Here is a 19981-nt window from a genome sequence, read left to right as displayed (position 1 = left end):
ACTAATAGTAGATTTTTTAACTTCAAATTTACTTTTCCTCTCTTTTCTTTTTGTAAACATTAAAAATGAGCTCTATTTACATAGAGCTCATTCGTAATTTTATAGTTTGCTAGACTGTAGTCCTTGAATAAAGGGTACCACTTCAGGATTTACAAGTGACGATAAATCTCCTAATTCTTTTCCTAAGTAAGCAGCTTTTATGACACGTCGCATTACTTTAGAATTTCGTGTTTTTGGTAAATCTTCTACAACGTGGATGTCTTTTGGACATAAAGCTTTACCAATATGAGAGTTTACTAAACTCATTAATTCTTTCTTTAATTCTCCTGAGAATGTTACACCATCTCGTAATACAACAAAACAATGACAAACTTCTCCTTTTACATCATCCGGTACACCAACTGCCGCTGCTTCTATTACATCATTATGTTTCACAAGAATAGATTCATATTCAGCAGGACCAATACGTTTCCCTGCAATATTTAGCGTATCGTCTGAACGTCCTGTGATGATGTATTGCTCACCGTCATAAATAACCCAGTCCCCATGGACCCATTTATTTTCAAAGCGTGACCAATATGTGTTTACATAACGTTCATCATCTTCCCAGAAACTTTTCGTCATACCTACCCAAGGTTTTTCTAAACATAGTTCTCCGACTTCATCTCGAATTGGTTTACCTTGATCATCAAGTACAACCGCTGCCATTCCTGGTAAAGATGCGTTAAAACTAATCGGTGCGATCGGCTTAATTAGGACATTCCCGAAAATCCCACCTGAAATTTCAGTTCCACCTGAATAGTTACAAATTGGTACCTTACCTTTACCAACTGTATTAAATAACCACATCCATGGGTCTGGATTCCAAGGTTCTCCTGTTGATGCGAATACTTCTAAACTCTTTAACGAGTGTTTATTTACATATTCATCACCTTTTGCCATTAATGCACGGATTAACGTTGGTGAAATACCGAGATGAGTAATTTCATATTTATCGACTGTCTCCCATAAGCGGTCTGCTTCTGGAAAGTCTGGGACACCTTCATACATAACCATTGTTGCGCCATTAATTAAAGAGCCGAATAGTAAAAATGGTCCCATCATCCAGCCCATATCAGTTACCCATAATACTCGGTCGCCTTGTTTTATATTCATTCCAAATCCTGCATCAAATGCAGATTTTAGCGGGAAACCAGCATGTGTGTGTACTGTCCCCTTTGGCTTACCAGTCGTTCCAGATGTATATATAAGCATTAATGGATCATCACTGTTCATTTCTTCAGCATGTATAAATGGTTTTTCTTTTTCTAACGTACTCCATGAAAAATCATAATTATGCGGTGTAAAATCATTTCCTGCATGACGAACAATTACCACCTTTTCAACAGTTGGACAATGTTCACAAGCTTTATCTACTTCATCTTTTAATGAAACAATTTTCCCACGGCGTGAAAAGCCATCTGCGGTAATAACCATTTTTGAACCAGCTGCTTGTACACGTGTCATTACTGCATCAGCAGCAAAACCTGAGAATATTGGTGAAATAATCGCTCCAATTTTCATTACCGCTAACATAGCAACAACTGTTTCAGGAATCATTGGCATGTAAATTGTTACACGATCACCTTTTTCAATACCAGCATGTTTCAAACCGTTGGCAACACGGCTTACCCAGCTGTCAAGCTCTTCATATGTAAATGATTTCGAAGTTCCGTTTTCCCCTTCATACATAAGTGCTGCTTGTGTTTTCGTTTTATCGTCTGCAAGCCAGCGAGATAAAGCAGATTCTACAACGTTACAAGTTCCCTCAGTATACCACTGTGCAAACGGTGTACCATTTTCTAAATCTAACACTTCTGTATATGGTTTCATCCACTGATAGCCAACTGCTCTCTCAGCTTCTCCCCAAAACCAAGCTGTTTCTTCAATTGACTTATTATAAAAAGCTTCGTAATCTTCATAGCCTAATGATTTCATCCAACCAAATAAACGCGTTTTTTCTTTATATTCTTCTGTTGGAAACCAAACTGCTTGTTTCATGTTTTCCCCTCCTTGATTTTTTGAGCAAGAAAGCCCTAAATAGGGCTTTTAAACTGGATATACAGGATGTTTACGATCCGTGAATACTTGATATTTACTCATATACATTTCGAATCGTCCTTTTAGCTCTTCACGTAAATTGTTTGGATGAACAATACCATCAATCACCATCTCAGATGCTAAACGGTAAATATCAATATCTTTCTTATACTCTTCTCGTTTTTCAGCAATAAAGCTTGCACGCTCTTCTTCTGGTAAAGCTGCTATCTTATTTGCATATACAGCATTGACCGCTGCTTCTGGACCCATTACTGCAATAGAAGCTGTTGGTAATGCTAAGCAGCAATCTGGTTCAAACGCTGGACCTGCCATTGCATATAAGCCAGCTCCATATGCTTTTCGAACGACGATAGAAATTTTCGGTACAGTTGCTTCACTCATTGCAGAGATCATTTTTGCACCGTGACGAATAATTCCGGCACGTTCTACTTTTGTACCAATCATAAATCCAGGTACATCTGCAAGGAATAATAATGGAATATGGTATGCATCGCATAAATTTATAAACTTCGCTGCTTTATCAGCTGAATCGTGGAATAATACGCCGCCCTTCATACGCGGCTGATTTGCAATAATGCCAATTGGCTTACCATCAATGCGTGCTAAACCTGTAATTAGTTCTTGAGCAAATAATTTTTTCACTTCAAAGAAAGAACCTTCATCAATAATTCTGTTAATGAGATCTTTCATATTGAAAGGAGCATTTTGATTTTCTGGAATGATTTCTTCTAACGTTTTATCGAACTGTTTCGGTTCTTGAGGTGTAATCAAAGGAGTCTTTTCTAAATAGTTACTTGGAAAATAAGAAATATATTGTCTTGCTTGCGTAATTGCATCTTCTTCTGTTTTACATAAAACATCTCCGCATCCTGATACTGAGCAATGCATACGTGCTCCGCCCATTTCTTCTAAAGTTACCTTCTCACCGATAACCATTTCAGCCATACGCGGAGACCCTAAATACATAGAAGCATTTCCTTCAACCATCATAACAACGTCACAAAATGCTGGAATATACGCACCACCAGCTGCTGAAGGTCCAAATAATAAACAAATTTGTGGCACTTTTCCAGATAATTTCACTTGGTTATAAAAAATTCTTCCCGCACCGCGGCGTCCAGGGAACATTTCAACTTGATCTGTAATACGCGCTCCAGCAGAATCAACTAAATAAAATAACGGTACACGTAATTTTTCTGCTGTTTCTTGAATTCGTAGAATTTTTTCAACTGTACGTGCTCCCCATGATCCAGCTTTTACAGTCGAATCATTTGCCATTACGCACGCAGTACGACCATTTATTTTACCAGTCGCAGTTACAACACCATCAGCTGGTAATCCAGTTTGTTCACAATTTGCAAATAATGCATCTTCCACATATTCACCATTATCGAATAAAAGAGCTAAACGATCTCGAACAAAAAGTTTCCCTTTTGCTTTGTTTTGTTCATGATATTTCGGTGCCCCGCCTTGCTTAATTGTTTCAACTCGTTCTTCAAATGAATTAGATTGTTGTTTTTGATCTAACATATTTACTCCCCCTTATACATTGGTTTGCGTTTTTCCTTGAATGCCTGTAATCCTTCTAATCTATCTTTCGTATGGATTACGCCCTCATACGCCTGTTTTTCCATTTGTAAGCCGGTATGTAAATCTACTTGAATTCCATTTGAAATTGCTTCTTTTGCTAATCGAACAGCAATTGGACCATTTTTAGCAATTCGATCTGCAATTTCAATTGCTTTCTCTTCTAGTAAATCAGCTGGTACTACGAATTCTACTAAACCATATTCTTTCGCTTCTTGCGCCGAAATACGTCTTCCTGTATAAATTAATTCTTTCGCTCTACCGACTCCAATTAATCTCGGTAAACGCTGAGTACCACCTGCTCCAGGTATAATTGCAAGAGAAGTTTCAGTAAGACCTAGACTTGCAGTGTCAGAAGCAATTCTAAAATCACAAGCTAAGCTTAATTCAGTACCTCCGCCAAGTGCGATTCCATTAATAGCAGCAATAACTGGTTGTGGTAATTGTTCCACCATCTCCATAGTAGAACGAATCATACCCACAGCATGGCGAACTTGTTCTTCACTCATGTTGGCACGCTCTTTTAGATCAGCACCAGCGCAAAATGCTTTTTCGCCATCCCCTGTTAAAATAACAACGCGCGTATTTGATTCTTCGTTTATTTGAGTTAATATAGTTTGTAATTCTTCTAATAATGCCAAAGATAATGAGTTTGCTTGTCTTTCACGATTTAACGAAATCTTTACAACGTGCGGTGTAACATAGTCAACTGAAATGTTTTGTAATTGCAGCATCTTCTCACCTACTTATCGTTTTATGTTGAAGCGCTCTATACACATGACTCGGTAATTGGATATTTAACTTACTTTGAATAAACTGACTAGCTCTCAATAACTTTTCTTCATCAATATTAGTTTGGACTCCCAGCTTATGGAGCATATGCACTAAGTCATCAGTAGCAACATTACCCGATGCTCCTGGTGCATAAGGACATCCTCCGAGTCCACCACAAGAACTATCAAACGTTGTAATACCATATTCTAAAGACTTAACTACATTCGCCAGAGCCATTCCATACGTATTATGAAAATGCATTGCAAACTGCGAAGCATCATACTTCTTTAATAGATGTTCTAATACTTGTTCTACTTGTAATGGATTCGCTACACCAATCGTGTCACCGAGAGAAACTTCATAAATGCCGTATGAAAATAGTTGATTACATATTTCGTCAACTGCTGTGGCACTTATATCCCCTTCATAAGGACATCCAAATACAGTAGAAACATAGCCTCTTACCTTTTTACCTTCGAACGTTGCCTGTTTTGTTATATCTTCAATTACAGCTAATGCTTCTTTAATAGATTTATTAATATTACTTTTATTGTGAGATTCACTTGCTGATAAAAAAACATTCACCTCATCTACATTTTGCAAAAAAGCTCGTTCCAAACCATTTTGATTTGGAACAAGCGCTGCATATGTAACATTTGGATCCCTTTTTAGCTCAGAAAACACATCACTTGCATCTGCTAATGCAGGAACCCATTTAGGGTGAACGAATGAGGAAACTTCAACGTACGACAATCCCGCTTCTGTAAGTAGTTGAATCCATTTTACTTTATCTTTTGTGCCAACAATCTTTTTTTCATTCTGTAAGCCATCACGTGGCCCGACTTCTTTAATGACAGCAAAATTAGGTAGTTTCAATTCGCTTCCCCCTATATCTCCCTATTCAATTTCTAGTAATACATCTCCTTCATTTACAAAATCGCCTTCTTGTACGTTAATTTTCATAACAGTTCCGGCTTCTTCTGAAACGATTGGAATTTCCATTTTCATAGATTCCAAAATGACGACATCCTGCTCTTCCTCTACTGTATCTCCTACTCCTACAACAATCTTCCAAACATTTCCTGCCATCGATGCATATACTTTCGTCATCATTTTTTCCCCCTTAATATTCATAAATCTTACTTTTTAACAAGTTGTTTCGTTACAAAACCCGTTGTATAAATACCACTTTTGAACACATCGTCTCCGAGTACTTGCAGTAACATTGGTGTGTTTGTTTTAATACCTTCTACTTTTAACTCTTCTAGAGCAATTTTTAATTTTGAAATCGCTTCTTCACGAGTTTCACCATGTGCGATTACTTTCGCAATCATTGGATCATAGAAAGGTGTAATCGTTACTTGATTCTCCAAAAAGTGATCAATACGTATATTTGTCGGTAACGTTAAATCTGTAATTTTCCCAGGTGATGGGAAGAATGTTTTCGGATCTTCTGCATAAATACGAGCCTCAATGGCATGACCACTACGTTTTACATCATCCTGTGTAAATGATAGCTTCTCACCATATGCGATAAGTAATTGTTGTTCAACTAAGTCTAACCCAGTAATTTCTTCTGTAACTGGATGTTCTACTTGTAATCTCGTATTCATTTCTAAGAAATAAAAGTTCTTTTGATCATCTACAAGAAACTCAACTGTACCTGCATTTGTATAACCAAGTGCTTTAGCAGCTTGTACAGCAACTTCTCCCATAGCCTTTCGTGTACCCTCATCTAAAAATGGTGAAGGTGCTTCTTCAATTACTTTTTGATTTCGGCGCTGCACTGAACATTCGCGTTCCCATAAATACACTGTATTACCATGTGTATCTGCTAAAAGCTGAATTTCAATATGATGTGCATCTGCTATATAGCGTTCTAAGTACATTTCTCCGTTACCAAAGAAATTTTGCGCTCTTGTTTTATTACTTTCAAATGCTTTGGTGAGCGTTTGCTCAGTTTCCATCAACTGCATTCCAATGCCTCCGCCGCCCGCGGATGCCTTAAGCATTAATGGATAACCAATTTGTTTTGCAATTTCAATTGCTTCTTCAGCAGTTTCTATATTTGTAGTAATGCCTGGAACTACTGGTACATCTGCTGCTTGCATCGCTATACGTGACTCAATTTTACTTCCCATCTTAGTAATGATTTCTTCTGAAGGACCGATAAATACGATGCCTTCTTCTTTACAGCGAATCGGAAAAGATGGATTCTCTGATAATAATCCGTACCCCGGATGGATTGCTTCAGCATTTGTCTTCTTAGCTATTTCCATAATTTTTTCAAGGTTTAAATAGCTTTCTTGGACACGTGGACCGCCTACTAAGTAAGCTTCATTTGCCAATTTTACATGAAGGGCATTTTCATCAGCCTCAGAATAAATAGCAACGGTACGAATGCCAAGTTTTTGACAAGTTTTCATAATGCGAACTGCGATTTCCCCGCGATTAGCAATTAATATTTTTTGAAACATAGTGACTCCTCCTTTTTATCTACATCCTAAATGTCTTGCAATTACGAGACGTTGAATTTCAGAAGTTCCTTCACCAATTTCTAAAAGTTTTGCATCACGAATATATCGTTCAACTTCATATTCACGCATATAGCCATATCCACCATGAATTTGTACTGCATGATTTGCTATACGACTTGCAGCTTCAGATGCAAACAACTTTGCCATAGCCGCTTCTTTACCGAAAGGTTTATCGTTATCTTTTAACCAAGCTGCTTTATGTACTAAATTACGCGCTAATTCTACTTCAGTCGCCATATCAGCCAATTTAAATTGAATCGCTTGGAAATTAGAAATCGGTTTTCCAAATTGTTGACGTTCTTTCGCATATTGCAATGCACGTTCAAATGCAGATTGTGCAATACCTACTGCTAATGCTGCAATTGAAATACGTCCTCCATCAAGTGTATATAAGAATTGTTTAAATCCTTTATTTACATCACCAAGAATATTTTCTTTCGGTACACGTACACCATCAAGTACGATTTCACAAGTATTAGAAGCACGAACACCCATCTTATCGTAAGGGCTTGAAATCGTTAATCCTTCACTAGTAGTCGGTACGATAAATGCAGAAATACGTTTTTTACCATTGTCTTCAAAACCGTTGATAGCGGTTACAATAATTGTATTTGCATACTCTGCGTTTGTAATCCAGCACTTTTCACCACTAATAACATATTCATCGCCATCTAAAATTGCTTTCGTTTGTGTGCCCCCTGCATCAGATCCAGCATTTGGCTCCGTTAATCCGAAAGCACCTAACGTTTTACCTGACGCCATTGGAACTAAAAATTTCTGTTTTTGTTCTTCTGTACCGAAATAATAAATTGGAGAAGCACCTAATGAAATTGTTGCAGCATAGCTTAAACCTGTTCCACCACAAGCACGACCAATCTCTTCAACAGCTAACGCGTACGATAACGTATCGCCACCTGAACCTCCATACTCTTCCGGGAATGGGATACCTAATAATCCTAGTTCGCCCATTTTTTGAAATGTTTCATATGGAAATTCCGCAGTTTTGTCATAATATACAGCTTTCGGTGCGATTTCCTTTTCAGCAAAATCACGTACCATTTCTTTAATCATTTGTTTTTCGCGAGTTAGAGTAAATTCCATTCCGCTACACACCCCTTATCGAATATTGAGTTTCGACAGCGTGCGAGTTTCTACTACAAACATTACTTCTTAAAAGACACGAATATTAGTTAGACAATTGCTATAATTCTGTCATAACTTAATTTTAAAACAGATTCTGTACCAATGCACAAAAAAATTCCTACATTGTTCTACAACAACATAGGAGGTTTTGTGTCGAATTATGTAATTTATTGTTTAATAATCTCTACCTTTTCCCGAATCAGAAATTTCTACTAACCCTTCAGGGTATGGTTCGAAATATGTTTGTCTTAATAAATACTTTTCATCAAATCGAATGGCCCATGTTTTTAAAATGACAAGTAAACTACTAAGTGGGATTTTCTTTTCAGAATACTTCTGTAACAGCTCTAAAAAATGATCTTTTTCTTGTTTTTTTAGCTTTGTTTTAAAATATCCGAAAATGTGCTCACATACATTTACATTCGATGTATAGCGAGGCGCGCGAATAAATAATTCATATAAAGTCTTCTCATAGTTATCAAATACGACTTCAATTGTTTCATTTTTTTGATTTGCAATAATACGCCCTAATTCTTTTTGTTTCACCTGATTATATGCCATAAATAAATACTTATAATCTGATTGAAACGCTACGAGTTCTTTTATGTTTTTAGTATGTTTAATCATTTTGTAATGCGCGATTGTAAACAATCTTGTAAAGAAATGCTCTCTAATAATAAAATTCGACAATCTACCTTCTTCTTCAATTGGAAGATGCGAAAATTTTTTTATTACTGCTCCACCAAATAATCCAGTTCCTTTTCCTTTTACTGGCCCTTTTTCAAAACCAGAATAGATTTTCACATCACGAGTTCCGCAACTTGGCGAACGATTCTTCAAAATAAAACCGTCAACTTCAGGTAATGTTTGTAAAAATGCATTTGAAAATTCATTCATTTTTTCAGTTACATCTTCTCGTATTGACGGTTGTACAAGCCTATTCGCACCATTTTTTTCTACAATACGTATCGTTTCACGAGGAGTCCCTAAACCAATTTCTACTTCAGGACATACAGGTATAAATGTAACAAATGGCTGCAAGTTTCGAATTGTTAAATCTGGAACCATCTCTCCATTATAACGACAGGCATCAAATTCTAAACATTTACTTACAACAATTATCGGTTTAGCAAATTGTCGCATCACATTACCTCCGTGGCGTTAGTCCATACAATATAAATTGAATCGTATTTTCAATTTCCACTTCATCGTCCCATTTCTCTTCCGGCAATAATAAAAACCTCGTTAAGAGCAACCCTAATACAGCTGATAAAGTAAGACGTAATACGGAAGATGGTGGAAGTTCAATAATTTCCCCTTCTTCTTGAAACTTTGCAATCAGCTTTTTAAAATGTACAAGCAGTTCTGTTTCTATTAATTGTTGTATTTCACTTTTTAGTTCCGGCTGAAATGGTACTTCTTGAATTAATATTTTTATCATTGGAAAGTGCTTTTTAGCAAATTCAAATCTATTTTGAATTATTACTCTTAAAAGCACTTCATACGATTCATACTCTGTTTTAAATATTTCTTTTGCAAAGGCTTGTACGAAAAATGGTGCAGCAAACTTTGTTAAGGTCGGCATCACGACTGCAAACAATAAATCTTTTTTCGTTTTATAGTAGCGGAAGATTGTTCCTTCCGCTACACCAGCTCGCTTTGCAATTTCACTCGTTGAAGTTGAGGCGTACCCTTTTTCTCCAAACATATCAACAGCTGCCTCTAATATACGCATTTGACGTTCATTACGTTTATCAGCATTCGTTGCGGCAACTAATTCTTCCAGCCAATCCTTCTTCATTTATTGTGCTCCTTTTTATCATCATTATATTTTGCGATGTTTCTTTAATGCAAATACATTTCCTACTGCAAATAATAGTGAAAAAAGTAGTAATACAGTAAGATCTAATGCAATCTCTGTAAACCCTTGATTCCGAATCATTACTTGTCTCATAGCGTCAGCACCATATGTGAGTGGAAATAATTTACCTAACATTTGTAACCATGTATTCATGGATTCCATTGGAAACAACCCAGAAAAGAAGACTTGTGGCACGATAACAAGCGGTATAAATTGAATCATTTGAAATTCATTATTTGCGTATGCCGATAAAAATGTGCCTAATGTTAGTGCAGTTAAAGAAAGCATACATGTTATAAGTAGCGTTAGCCATATTGAGCCAGCTACATATAAATCTAAAATATAAACTGAAAAACTTACAATTATAATAGATTGTATAAGTGCAAAGATTCCAAAACCAATAATATATCCTAAAACTATTTCCCATCTTCTCACTGGTGTGGACAATAACCTCTCTAATGTACCACTTAAACGTTCTCTTACAAAAGATACTCCGGACAATATAAATACAAAGAAAAATGTAAAGAAACCAATTAATACGGGACCAAGCCCATCGAACATCGTAATGTCTTTAGAGCCATGTAAATAATCCACTTCAGGCTTCATCATTGATACATTATTCTTCTCTGTACTCTTTTGCAATACTTGAAGTACTGCACGGTTTTTTGATGAATCACTGCCTTCTAATAGAAGATTCATTTTTCCATTTTCTAAATGAATTACTGCATCTACCTTTTGCTTTTCTAATTCCGAAATTGCTTTGTCTTTACTATATTCATAAATTGATGCTTCTTGATTTTTCATTGCTTTTACTATAGGAGCAGGTACATCGACTACAGCAATATGCGGTATATAGTCTTTTTGTGTAAATATTAGCGATAATAACCAAAGTAATAACATTGGTGCCCCAAACATCATTGCTAAAGAACGCTTATCTCGAAAAAATTGACGAATGATACGGATGACTACACCATTAACTCTCATGATTCAATCACTCCTTCTAACATAAAGACATCTTCAATTCGTCCAGAAGATGTTTGTTTTTTCAATTCCTCCGGTGTGCCAATCGCAACTAAATTCCCTTCTCTAATTAGCCCTAGACGTTCGCAAAACTCAGCTTCATCCATAATGTGCGTTGTTACAATAATAGTTGTTCCTTTCTTTTTAAGGTCATAAAACTTCTCCCAAATCGATTTTCGAAGTAGAGGATCTATCCCAACTGTTGGCTCATCTAAAATTAATATTTCTGGTTCATGAAGGAGTGCTATCGCCAATGATAAACGTTTTTTCATTCCACCTGAAAAATGCTGTACTTGCTTTTTCGTATGCTCTGATAATTGCAAAAATTCAAAAACTTCTACGATTCTCTCTTTCTTACGCTTACCTTTTAACCCATACATCGTTGCAATAAAATCTGCATTTTCATATGCCGATAGTTCTTCGTATAATGCATCAGCCTGAGCCATATAACCAATTCTTTTCATTTCATTTAGATTAGGCATGTTTGTATTAAAAACAATTACATCCCCTGTAGTTGACTCATTAATACCTGCAATCATTTTAATGAGTGTTGTTTTCCCTGATCCGGAAGGTCCAACCAAGCCAAAAATTTCTGCTTTTTCTACTTGCAGCGAAAGGTTATGCAAAACTTCTTTTTTCCCAAATTTTTTTGATACATCTCGTAAAATAATTGAAGGTTGCTGCACTAAAAATCCCCCTTTTCTTTAAAATGAGTGAGTACTCACTTTTATTTTACTCTCGAATTATTATATGTCAAACTTTTCAAACATATATTTTTTCTGTTATTTACTAAATCAATGAAACAGAGTCGACATTAGAATATCTTTTCTTAAAGTCGACTCTGTTTCATTGTAAATTATTTGATTTTTGTTATGTTTTTAAATTTAAATACCTTCTAATTCTAGCAACATCTAATGAATATTCGATAACTATTTGCTGTATTGGTAATATAACCGTTTCCGGATATAAATGTGCATATTGTAACGTTTCTGCATACTTTTCCAACCGTTTTTCTAAATACTTTACAATTTGCTCAGGATGACTTACTAATAAAGACGTACTATAATAATGAATTTGCTCCTCAATCGCCGTATATTCTTCAATTTCAAATTCTTTATGCATTTGTACACCCCTTTATATTTTTAATATTGCTTAATAATAACTATTTTAACTCGACTAATTTTTAAGTTTTTTGATTATTTACACTATAACAAACTCAATAGGTCAAATTTTGTTACTTTATGTAACGTTGAAAAATTTTAACAAAATTGTAATGGAAACTTGTACTCAAGAAAAACTACCTTTAAATTATTCTCCTGAACAAAAAAGCCGTACAGATTAATTTAACTGCACGACTACAATCTCAGGTCTATTAAAAACTCTTTGCGGAATGATACTATTGCCTAATCCTCTACTAACTATCATAGACGTATTTTGTTGTTCATATAAACCCGCTGTATATTTGGGCAGTATTCCTTGATTAGGAGCAACTAATCCCCCGATAAAAGGTAACCGAACTTGCCCCCCATGTGCATGACCCGATAACACTAAATCTACTTGCTCATCAGCATATGCTTCTAAAAATTCAGGCCTATGGGATAATAATACATTATACCTATCTGGCAGCGTTTCAATTTTTGCTTTTACAATTGCATCTTTTACAATACTTCCTTCATCAATATCTCCAGTATTAAATTCCGGATCATCAATTCCTAACAAGTTTATTTCGTGTCCTCCCTTTTGTATTATTACATGTTCATTTCTTAAAACAGTGACATGCTGTTTCTTTAATTTTTTTTCTAAACTGTTATATTTCCCTGACCATTTTTCATGATTTCCTGTCACAAAATATACCGGATATTCCTTCACAAGTTCTCGTATTACTTGCATACTCATTTCTGCATCGTACGATTTACTGTCTATTAAATCACCCGTAATAGCAATAATATCTGGATTTATGCTTTTTACTTTTTGAATTAAAACGTCTTGATTATCACCAAATTTTTTATTATGTAAATCTGAAATTTGTAGTATTTTATATCCTTTAAAAGAAGAGGGAATTTTACTAGAGGTTATTTTAACCTCAGTTATACTTATTAAATTGTTTTGTAAATATAAAAAGATACTAATGCCTACTAATATACCAATAATTAATATGATTCTTTTAATCTTCTTGTTCATACTTCCTCCTAAAATCTTAATCAGTACTACAGTTCACAATAAATATTACGTGCCCTTCGCATTCAGAATAACTGAAATTTTTTAATTGATTTGTAGTATTTGTTATAGTTTTATACGCCACTTATAAAATTTTTCAATCGCATGCGTGTATGATGTCATGCTCATTTCTCAGTAACTTTATAGCAGATCACTGGAATCTCTTCATAATATTAACATTTATCTTACTTCGTTTGATAACTATATCCTGATAATTCCTATAGTTTTTTATAAAAATATTGTGTACTTTTCTCGAAGTATATACGACATTTGATTACAAATATATTATTACCACTACGATTTTAATTTGTTTAAAACGTACAAAGAGAGAATTGAAACACTAAATTGCCCTATGAAAAGGTATTACTGTATTATTTATTAGAAAATTGAAAAAACATGTGTAGATAGCTATCATTGTAAGTGCATATATAATTAACTTTAATTTTCTGACATAATTTCACATAATTCTTAAACTATTTTTTTGCGTGCATTATGAAATAAAATATTGCCCCATGTCAGTCTTTAAAAAATTATATATCATAACTTTAAGGGAGGAAGAAAACTATGAAGATGAAAAGAAAAATCATGATGACGACAGCACTTGCAGCTACATTGGCTACAGGTGCACTACCAAGTACATCGGTGTTTGCTGCTGAAAAAGAGGCTCCTATCCAACAAGAAGAGACACAGATGAGTATTCAACCATTTGCACAAAATAATTTGGAAACAGCAGTTAAAGCTGCCTTAAATGGTCCAGAAGTTAAAAAAATTAAAGTATTTGAGCATGAATTTAATGTAAAACCAATTGAAGTAGTAAATTTAGGTGGCGGTAAAACATATGTTAAGGGACAAATTTCTCATCATTTAAGTTTTCGTCCAGATGATCAATTTTATTATGAGTTTACAGTGCAAGATGGAAAGGTAATAGATAAGCCTGTATTTAATATTGATAGAGGTGGTTGGACACCATTTACTGCTCCACTTTTATCAATTCTTGCTGCGTATAATGGGATCCCAGTAAATCCAAATGATTTAAATGCACTTGGTCAACAAATTGGGAAAGTTATAGATGGAAGCTGGGAACATGCAGCCCAATCTATCGCAACTGTAGTTAGTTTAAGTTTTAATGAATAGAATTTTTAAATTTTTATTAGCATTGTAGAGATCCACTTTTCCTAAGTAGCCTTGTTATAAGAAATTCTGAAACAGCTATAAATAGATTTTTACCACTCAGTCACATTATCTTGATTTGTTAACCACCTTATCATTCATTATATGTCACAAAATAGAAGTCTTTTTTAAGACTTCTGTTTTGTTTGTATACAGTACAGCGGAAAGTTTGTTTTTTACCCATCTATGCTTCAATTCTTTAAGAATCCGTTTGACTATTAGATACAATTTATTACAACAAACTATTAAAATCTCAAATAACTTCCTACCCTATTTTGATTTTTTCAAACACAAAAATTCATTACTTTAAGAATGAAAACAATAGATGTAGTAAAAAATCATCTTGTTTTATTATATCTATTGTTTAAAAGTCAGGAGAGATAAAATGAACAAAATAAAAATGAGGAATTTTTTTAAAATTAGTATCCTTACTTGTTTCACACTAGCAAGTTTAAGTACACCATCTACTATTTTTGCTGATAGTCATCCAGGTTATTCCTATGAATCCAATATAGGCTATCAAAACCCAGCATGGATGTCGAAAGTAGCAGATTCAACAAAATTGAGTGAAATATCTATTCCAGGGACTCACGGTACAATGGCTTTACATGGAGCAAGTTTTCTTGATGAAAATTTGACAAGAAATCAAACTATGAGTCTACCACAACAATTAAATTCCGGAATTCGATATGTAGATATGCGTGTTAAACGTGTAAAAGATTCTTTTGCAATGTACCATGGGATTGTAAATCAAAAAGCAATGTTTGAAGATGTATTAAAAGAGGCAATTCAATTTTTAAAAGATCATCCTACAGAAACAATTTTAATGCGCTTAAAAGAAGAAACTACTCCTGAAAGTGGCTCACTATCATTCGAGGAAATACTTAATAAATACAAAGACCTTAATTCTTCCTATTTTTGGGATCCGAGTTCTGTACCAACTTCAAAAAGAAATAATCCTACTCTAGGAGACATCCGAGGGAAAATTGTAATCTTACAAAACTTTACAGCCTCTCAGCAATATGGTATTAATTACGATAGCTTAAATATACAAGATACATTTGAAATTGAAAACGGACCCGACGGAATGTATGAAAAATGGAATGCGGTGAAAACCCACCTTCAAAATGCAAATAATAATTTTAATAATGATAAAATCTATCTTAACCATTTTAGTGGCACAGGTGGTGCTGCTGCATTATTAAATAATGTTTATCCTTGGTTTGTTGCAAGTGGTAAAGAGAGCAGAAATACTGATAGTAACCCCAAGATGATTCAAAAAGCTACAACTAATGCGTGGGAAGATTTCCCTCGTGATATAAATGGTCAAGTATTTTATGGTGGAATGAATACACTTGGAACTGAGTTCTTACAACAAGGTGGAATGAAACATACTGGTATCATTGCAGCTGATTTTCCTGGACCAGGTTTAATTGATAGTATCATTAAATTAAATGGTATACATTCGAATGAAAAAGAAATATTAATTTCGCAAATTTCTTCCGAATCTAGTCCTTTATCCGGTCAAAAAAATCGATCCAGTCAAAACTTTAAAATTGATAGTTTACCTGTAGGTACTAAGGAATTAAAATGGATTATTGAGCCTTCAGAAAAAGATCATCCTTCTACTATTTCTTTCAATGTAATGATTGATGTTTCCCTAGGTACAGATTCTATTCGTTGGAAAAATATTTCACATGGATCTAGGACTGAAGCTTATACGAATACTAAATATTATATTGCAAGCCCACTTGGTGCCACTAACAAATTTACAGTGAAAATATACGCTATTACAAATTAAAAAATAAAGAACCCCAATGGAATTCCTTTTTGATGGAATACCATTGGGGTTCTTTAATAATTTCATTTCGTATATATTGGGATGAAGAGTAAAAATTGCACCCCTGTTCCGGTATTGCACATAGAATAAGTGATAACTACCCTTTTCCACTTATCATTTATTTAAAACTGGCTTCCAAATCGATAGTGCAAAAATCCAATTTGGATCGCCGTTCCCTTGATAACTTTGAACCGCTTCATACACTTTTCCCTCATGTACTACTTTATCACCTTTATTGTATGCTTTTCTTGCATCCCATTTTTCATAAGTAGAGCCATCTAGTTTTGTTGCTACAGTTAAAACATCACTTCTACTAGACTCATTTCTAGCTAAATCAACCGCTGTCACTACATATTTGTACGATGTATTTGCCTTTAAATTTTTATCCACAAAGGATGTATTATCCGTTGTCCCAATTTTATTCATAACCCCTGCGTTTTCTCTATATACAACATAATGGTCAACACCTACATTATCTTCAGACGGACTCCACATCAAATCAACAGTTGTCGCTGTTGTACCCATACTATGTAATCCTTTAGGTTGAGTCGGAGCCTCTATATCTGGGATTGCATTTGTTGTCTTAACCTTTAGTTTTTCACTTTCTTTTGATATATTTCCAGCAGAGTCTAATGCCTTTATTGTATAGGTATATTCCGTATTTGCTTTTAGTTTTTTATCAATAAAAGTTGTACCTGGTACCGTATCAATTACTTCTCCATTGCGTAACACTTGATATTCTTTTACACCTATATTATCAGTAGAGGCCTTCCATGTTAGTTCAACACTATTGGCAGAAACTTTAGACGCATTTAATCCAGTTGGTTGACTTGGAGCTACTGTATCGGGAGCTTCATTATTTACTAGATTTACATCAATTACATTATAAAACGCATTTGACGTATCTGCTACATCCCATACAGCTAAAATAACATGATAACCATTGCGATCAGTTGGTACATTAATTGTATGTGTTAAATTATTTGATGCTGCCGAACCGTCATGTTTCACAGTTCCAATTGGTTCTAATTCAGCACGTGTTAATGGTTTATTAGGATCCCATCCCTTTTTGGTAATGTAATAATGCCATTTACTTGTAGAATGTGCCGCTGTGTATTTCCATGTAAATGTATTTGCTCCCCCCTTTATTGTGTTTTTGAACCAGCGATTTGATGTTTGTTGGTCAAGAATCCCTCCAAACAGTCCTCCTGCCGAAGCGATTTTCCCATCAATCGGTCCACCATCTGGGAATCCTTTAGGTGCTTCTAGACTTTGAGGTTCGTACATTACATTTCCACAATTTAAATTTAATGCTCCATAATTCTGACTACATAAAGCAGCACGACTACTCGGCTTTTCAACAAACCCATGTGCATATGCACTTTGAGGAATCATTGTAATTGCCGTCACCCCTGCAGCTAAAACACAAGCACCAATTCCTTTTTTACTTTTTCTTAATCTTTCTAACTTAGATGTTAATTTCAAATTCATACTTGTCCCCCCAATATATTGTTTATGCTAATATAATAGCAATATAGGGATAAACGAACAAATCACCTACTAATATATTAATAGTTCAATAACATAAACACATTTAGTTTATTTATTAACCTGATATGGGGATAAATTAAGCAAATTAATTCTATTTTGTAACATTATGTAGTAAAGAGTTTATAAAAAACCAATAAAGATTCACAAAAAATCCAAATATCGATTACTTAATTTTTTACAACCACACCCCCACACGATAACTACATTATTAAGCAGGTTTCATGATTTATTACATTCTCTCGCCACCTGACAAAATCAGATCAAAAACATATCCCTGCATATTATCGATTAGTTCAACCACATCTGGATTTTTATCGTTGCTCAGCGACCAATTGATTGACAACATTGCGTTTGCTGTATACAACTGAGCTACAAAGTCAATCGGCACACTTACTTCAACCTGCCGCTCTTTCAAATAGGAATAGCAGGCATTATATAAAATGGATTCTAATTCTAAACGTAAATCCGCTGAGGGAACACGTACATGGAGTAAAGTTGCAACCTCTTTTTTTCGCGCTGAGATCTTATCGGTTATCATATTAATAGCTTGAGCCACATTTCCATTCTCTATTAATGCGAAACGAAATTCAATTTCTTCCTTGAACCAGCAGACATAATTTTGCACTAATTTTTCCAAAAGATCATATTTATCTGCAAAATGGCTGTAAAATGTGGACTTACTCACCATAGCATGTATGCAAATATCTTTAGTTGTAATTCGCCCAAACTCTTTTTCGTTCAAGAGGGTAATAAGTGTATTAGAAATATTTTTCTTCGTTTTATAAACGCGAACATCCTCTCCCATTAATAATCAATCTCCTTCCCAAAGTTGCTTATCAAACCATTTATATCCTTATGGTTCGATTTCGTACTTCTTACCCTTTCCTGCTTGTTGTTTCTTTAATATACTTCTCTTATCCTTACCTTGTAGTCAAATATAAGGAGGAATTTTATGTTTAAACAGTATGTAAACAACGAACAGTTCAATTTGCAAATTAACCGTTTTTTCAACGATTTCTATCAAGACGATGAGCGGGCAAATCAGGATTTGCAAGCCATCATCCCAAGACTTACAGACACGGACAGCTGGTATAACACTTGGATAGAATATGCAGCAATGCGGGAGCATCAGAAAGACTTCGATCTAGCTTCGGTTTATTATCAGGCTGCCGAGTTTTATATGGAATCATCCGATCCAAAAAAAGAAAAAGTGTACCAAAAATACCGTGAAACCTTTTATAAGGGTTTTCATGACTTTGAGTATGAAACCTATCAAATTCCTTATGAAGATTCCTATCTTCCTGCAATCAAATTCATGACACCAGGCGCATGTAATACACTACTTTTCTTTGGAGGCTACGATTCCTACATGGAGGAAATGATGAAGATGATGAACTACCTCATAGGAATCAATTATAATATTATAGTTTTTGATGGACCTGGACAAGGAACAGCACTGAAAAACGGCTTAAAATTCATCCACAACTGGGAGAAGCCCGTTTCCACAGTCATTGACTATTTCAAACTTGACCGTGTTAGTATTCTCGGAGCTTCTTGGGGCGGCTACTTGGCAATGCGTGCCGCCGCTTTTGAAAAACGAATCGACAAAGTCATCGCCTTTAATATTTTTTATAGTGGCCTTGATGCACTCAAGATGCGCATGCCGGATAATATCTGGAATAAATTGACCACGCTTCTGGCTACTAATGAAGCTGACAAAATTAATACCATGTTTAAACAAATGATGGCCACCAGCATCGACCTGAACTGGAAAGTTAAAAAAGGTATGGAAAATACAGGTGAAAAAACGCCATTTAACTTACTTAAAAACTTTGAAAAACATACGATGGCAGGAATCGGTCAGTTCATAAATCAAGAAGTATTGCTCCTGGCTGGTGAAGACGATCAGTACGTTCCAATTAGCCGATTACCGCAAATCGAATCGGAGCTATGTAATGCAGCCTCCATCACTTCTGTAGTTTTCACTAAGAAAACTGGTGGTGAACAACATTGTCAGGCTGGTCATCGTCACTTAGCTTTTGATGAAATTAAAAGCTTTTTGCGACATAAATTATATTGAGAAATATGAAGCGTTTTAGCACTTTCAAAATTTTTCTTTTATTAGCACATTAGAACATGGTGACATTCTTGCCCTTCTTATAGTGTTCATGGTGACCATCG

Annotated in this window: 18 protein-coding genes; 3 read left to right on the top strand and 15 right to left on the bottom strand. The window is 34.9% G+C overall.

Annotated features, from left to right (window positions below):
- Positions 1 to 99: 99 nt before the first annotated feature.
- The 13 genes from NSQ69_RS12490 to NSQ69_RS12430 all read right to left on the bottom strand — a co-directional run bounded on the left by NSQ69_RS12490 (position 100) and on the right by NSQ69_RS12430 (position 13203).
- Positions 100 to 2040, bottom strand: a complete 1941-nt coding sequence (locus NSQ69_RS12490) for an AMP-binding protein (protein ID WP_002127493.1) — start codon at positions 2038 to 2040, stop codon at positions 100 to 102.
- Between the two features lie 48 nt (positions 2041 to 2088).
- Positions 2089 to 3630 (bottom strand): acyl-CoA carboxylase subunit beta, encoded by a 1542-nt coding sequence (locus NSQ69_RS12485; protein WP_341099298.1) that lies wholly within the window; start codon positions 3628 to 3630, stop codon positions 2089 to 2091.
- Positions 3631 to 3632: 2 nt separating this feature from the next.
- Entirely contained in the window at positions 3633 to 4421 is a 789-nt protein-coding gene (locus NSQ69_RS12480; RefSeq protein WP_002017012.1) for an enoyl-CoA hydratase, read from the bottom strand.
- Between the two features lie 4 nt (positions 4422 to 4425).
- A complete protein-coding gene (gene mvaB / locus NSQ69_RS12475) occupies positions 4426 to 5337 on the bottom strand; it encodes a hydroxymethylglutaryl-CoA lyase (RefSeq protein ID WP_002017011.1) in 912 nt (303 codons plus the stop codon).
- 21 nt (positions 5338 to 5358) lie between these two features.
- Positions 5359 to 5574, bottom strand: a complete 216-nt coding sequence (locus tag NSQ69_RS12470) for an acetyl-CoA carboxylase biotin carboxyl carrier protein subunit (RefSeq protein ID WP_001985297.1) — start codon at positions 5572 to 5574, stop codon at positions 5359 to 5361.
- Positions 5575 to 5600: 26 nt separating this feature from the next.
- The gene (locus NSQ69_RS12465; protein ID WP_002127492.1) at positions 5601 to 6938 is read right to left on the bottom strand and encodes an acetyl-CoA carboxylase biotin carboxylase subunit; all 1338 of its coding nucleotides are present in this window, start codon (positions 6936 to 6938) and stop codon (positions 5601 to 5603) included.
- A gap of 15 nt (positions 6939 to 6953) precedes the next feature.
- Complete coding sequence (locus NSQ69_RS12460) at positions 6954 to 8099, bottom strand: acyl-CoA dehydrogenase (RefSeq protein WP_002032227.1); 1146 nt, start codon at positions 8097 to 8099, stop codon at positions 6954 to 6956.
- A gap of 216 nt (positions 8100 to 8315) precedes the next feature.
- Complete coding sequence (locus tag NSQ69_RS12455) at positions 8316 to 9284, bottom strand: YbgA family protein (RefSeq protein ID WP_002127490.1); 969 nt, start codon at positions 9282 to 9284, stop codon at positions 8316 to 8318.
- A 4-nt stretch (positions 9285 to 9288) separates the two neighbouring features.
- Positions 9289 to 9942: a TetR/AcrR family transcriptional regulator gene (locus NSQ69_RS12450; protein ID WP_002032224.1), complete on the bottom strand. Its 654-nt coding sequence runs from the start codon at positions 9940 to 9942 to the stop codon at positions 9289 to 9291.
- Between the two features lie 24 nt (positions 9943 to 9966).
- The gene (locus NSQ69_RS12445) at positions 9967 to 10986 is read right to left on the bottom strand and encodes an ABC transporter permease (protein WP_002127488.1); all 1020 of its coding nucleotides are present in this window, start codon (positions 10984 to 10986) and stop codon (positions 9967 to 9969) included.
- Positions 10983 to 11708, bottom strand: coding sequence for an ABC transporter ATP-binding protein (locus NSQ69_RS12440; protein WP_341099297.1), 726 nt, complete (start codon positions 11706 to 11708; stop codon positions 10983 to 10985). Before NSQ69_RS12440 ends, NSQ69_RS12445 begins: the two co-directional genes overlap by 4 nt.
- A 184-nt stretch (positions 11709 to 11892) precedes the next feature.
- Positions 11893 to 12144 carry a hypothetical protein gene (locus tag NSQ69_RS12435; RefSeq protein ID WP_002017002.1) on the bottom strand — a complete coding sequence of 84 codons (252 nt, stop codon included), beginning with the start codon at positions 12142 to 12144 and terminating at the stop codon, positions 11893 to 11895.
- Positions 12145 to 12360: 216 nt separating this feature from the next.
- Positions 12361 to 13203 carry a metallophosphoesterase gene (locus NSQ69_RS12430; protein WP_002032218.1) on the bottom strand — a complete coding sequence of 281 codons (843 nt, stop codon included), beginning with the start codon at positions 13201 to 13203 and terminating at the stop codon, positions 12361 to 12363.
- A 600-nt stretch (positions 13204 to 13803) separates the two neighbouring features.
- Here NSQ69_RS12430 and NSQ69_RS12425 point away from each other — a divergent pair.
- On the top strand, positions 13804 to 14373 hold the full coding sequence (locus NSQ69_RS12425; RefSeq protein ID WP_002127485.1) for a hypothetical protein: 570 nt from the start codon (positions 13804 to 13806) through the stop codon (positions 14371 to 14373).
- A gap of 421 nt (positions 14374 to 14794) precedes the next feature.
- On the top strand, positions 14795 to 16210 hold the full coding sequence (locus NSQ69_RS12420) for a phosphatidylinositol-specific phospholipase C (protein WP_002127484.1): 1416 nt from the start codon (positions 14795 to 14797) through the stop codon (positions 16208 to 16210).
- 153 nt (positions 16211 to 16363) lie between these two features.
- Here NSQ69_RS12420 and NSQ69_RS12415 read toward each other — a convergent pair whose 3' ends face one another.
- Together NSQ69_RS12415 and NSQ69_RS12410 are read right to left on the bottom strand one after the other, a co-directional pair.
- Positions 16364 to 17740 carry a lytic polysaccharide monooxygenase gene (locus tag NSQ69_RS12415; protein ID WP_002168344.1) on the bottom strand — a complete coding sequence of 459 codons (1377 nt, stop codon included), beginning with the start codon at positions 17738 to 17740 and terminating at the stop codon, positions 16364 to 16366.
- A gap of 289 nt (positions 17741 to 18029) precedes the next feature.
- Positions 18030 to 18605, bottom strand: a complete 576-nt coding sequence (locus NSQ69_RS12410) for a TetR/AcrR family transcriptional regulator (protein ID WP_088291578.1) — start codon at positions 18603 to 18605, stop codon at positions 18030 to 18032.
- Between the two features lie 147 nt (positions 18606 to 18752).
- On the opposite strand from NSQ69_RS12410, the gene NSQ69_RS12405 reads away from it, so the two are divergent.
- Positions 18753 to 19880, top strand: a complete 1128-nt coding sequence (locus tag NSQ69_RS12405) for an alpha/beta fold hydrolase (protein ID WP_078203951.1) — start codon at positions 18753 to 18755, stop codon at positions 19878 to 19880.
- The last annotated feature ends 101 nt before the right edge of the window (positions 19881 to 19981 follow it).

Source organism: Bacillus sp. FSL R10-2201 (assembly GCF_038008665.1).
GTDB classification, from domain to species: Bacteria; Bacillota; Bacilli; order Bacillales; family Bacillaceae_G; genus Bacillus_A; species Bacillus_A mycoides.
The sequence above is the reverse complement of the archived record's forward strand: the minus strand, read 5'-3'. Positions and strand labels throughout refer to the sequence as shown.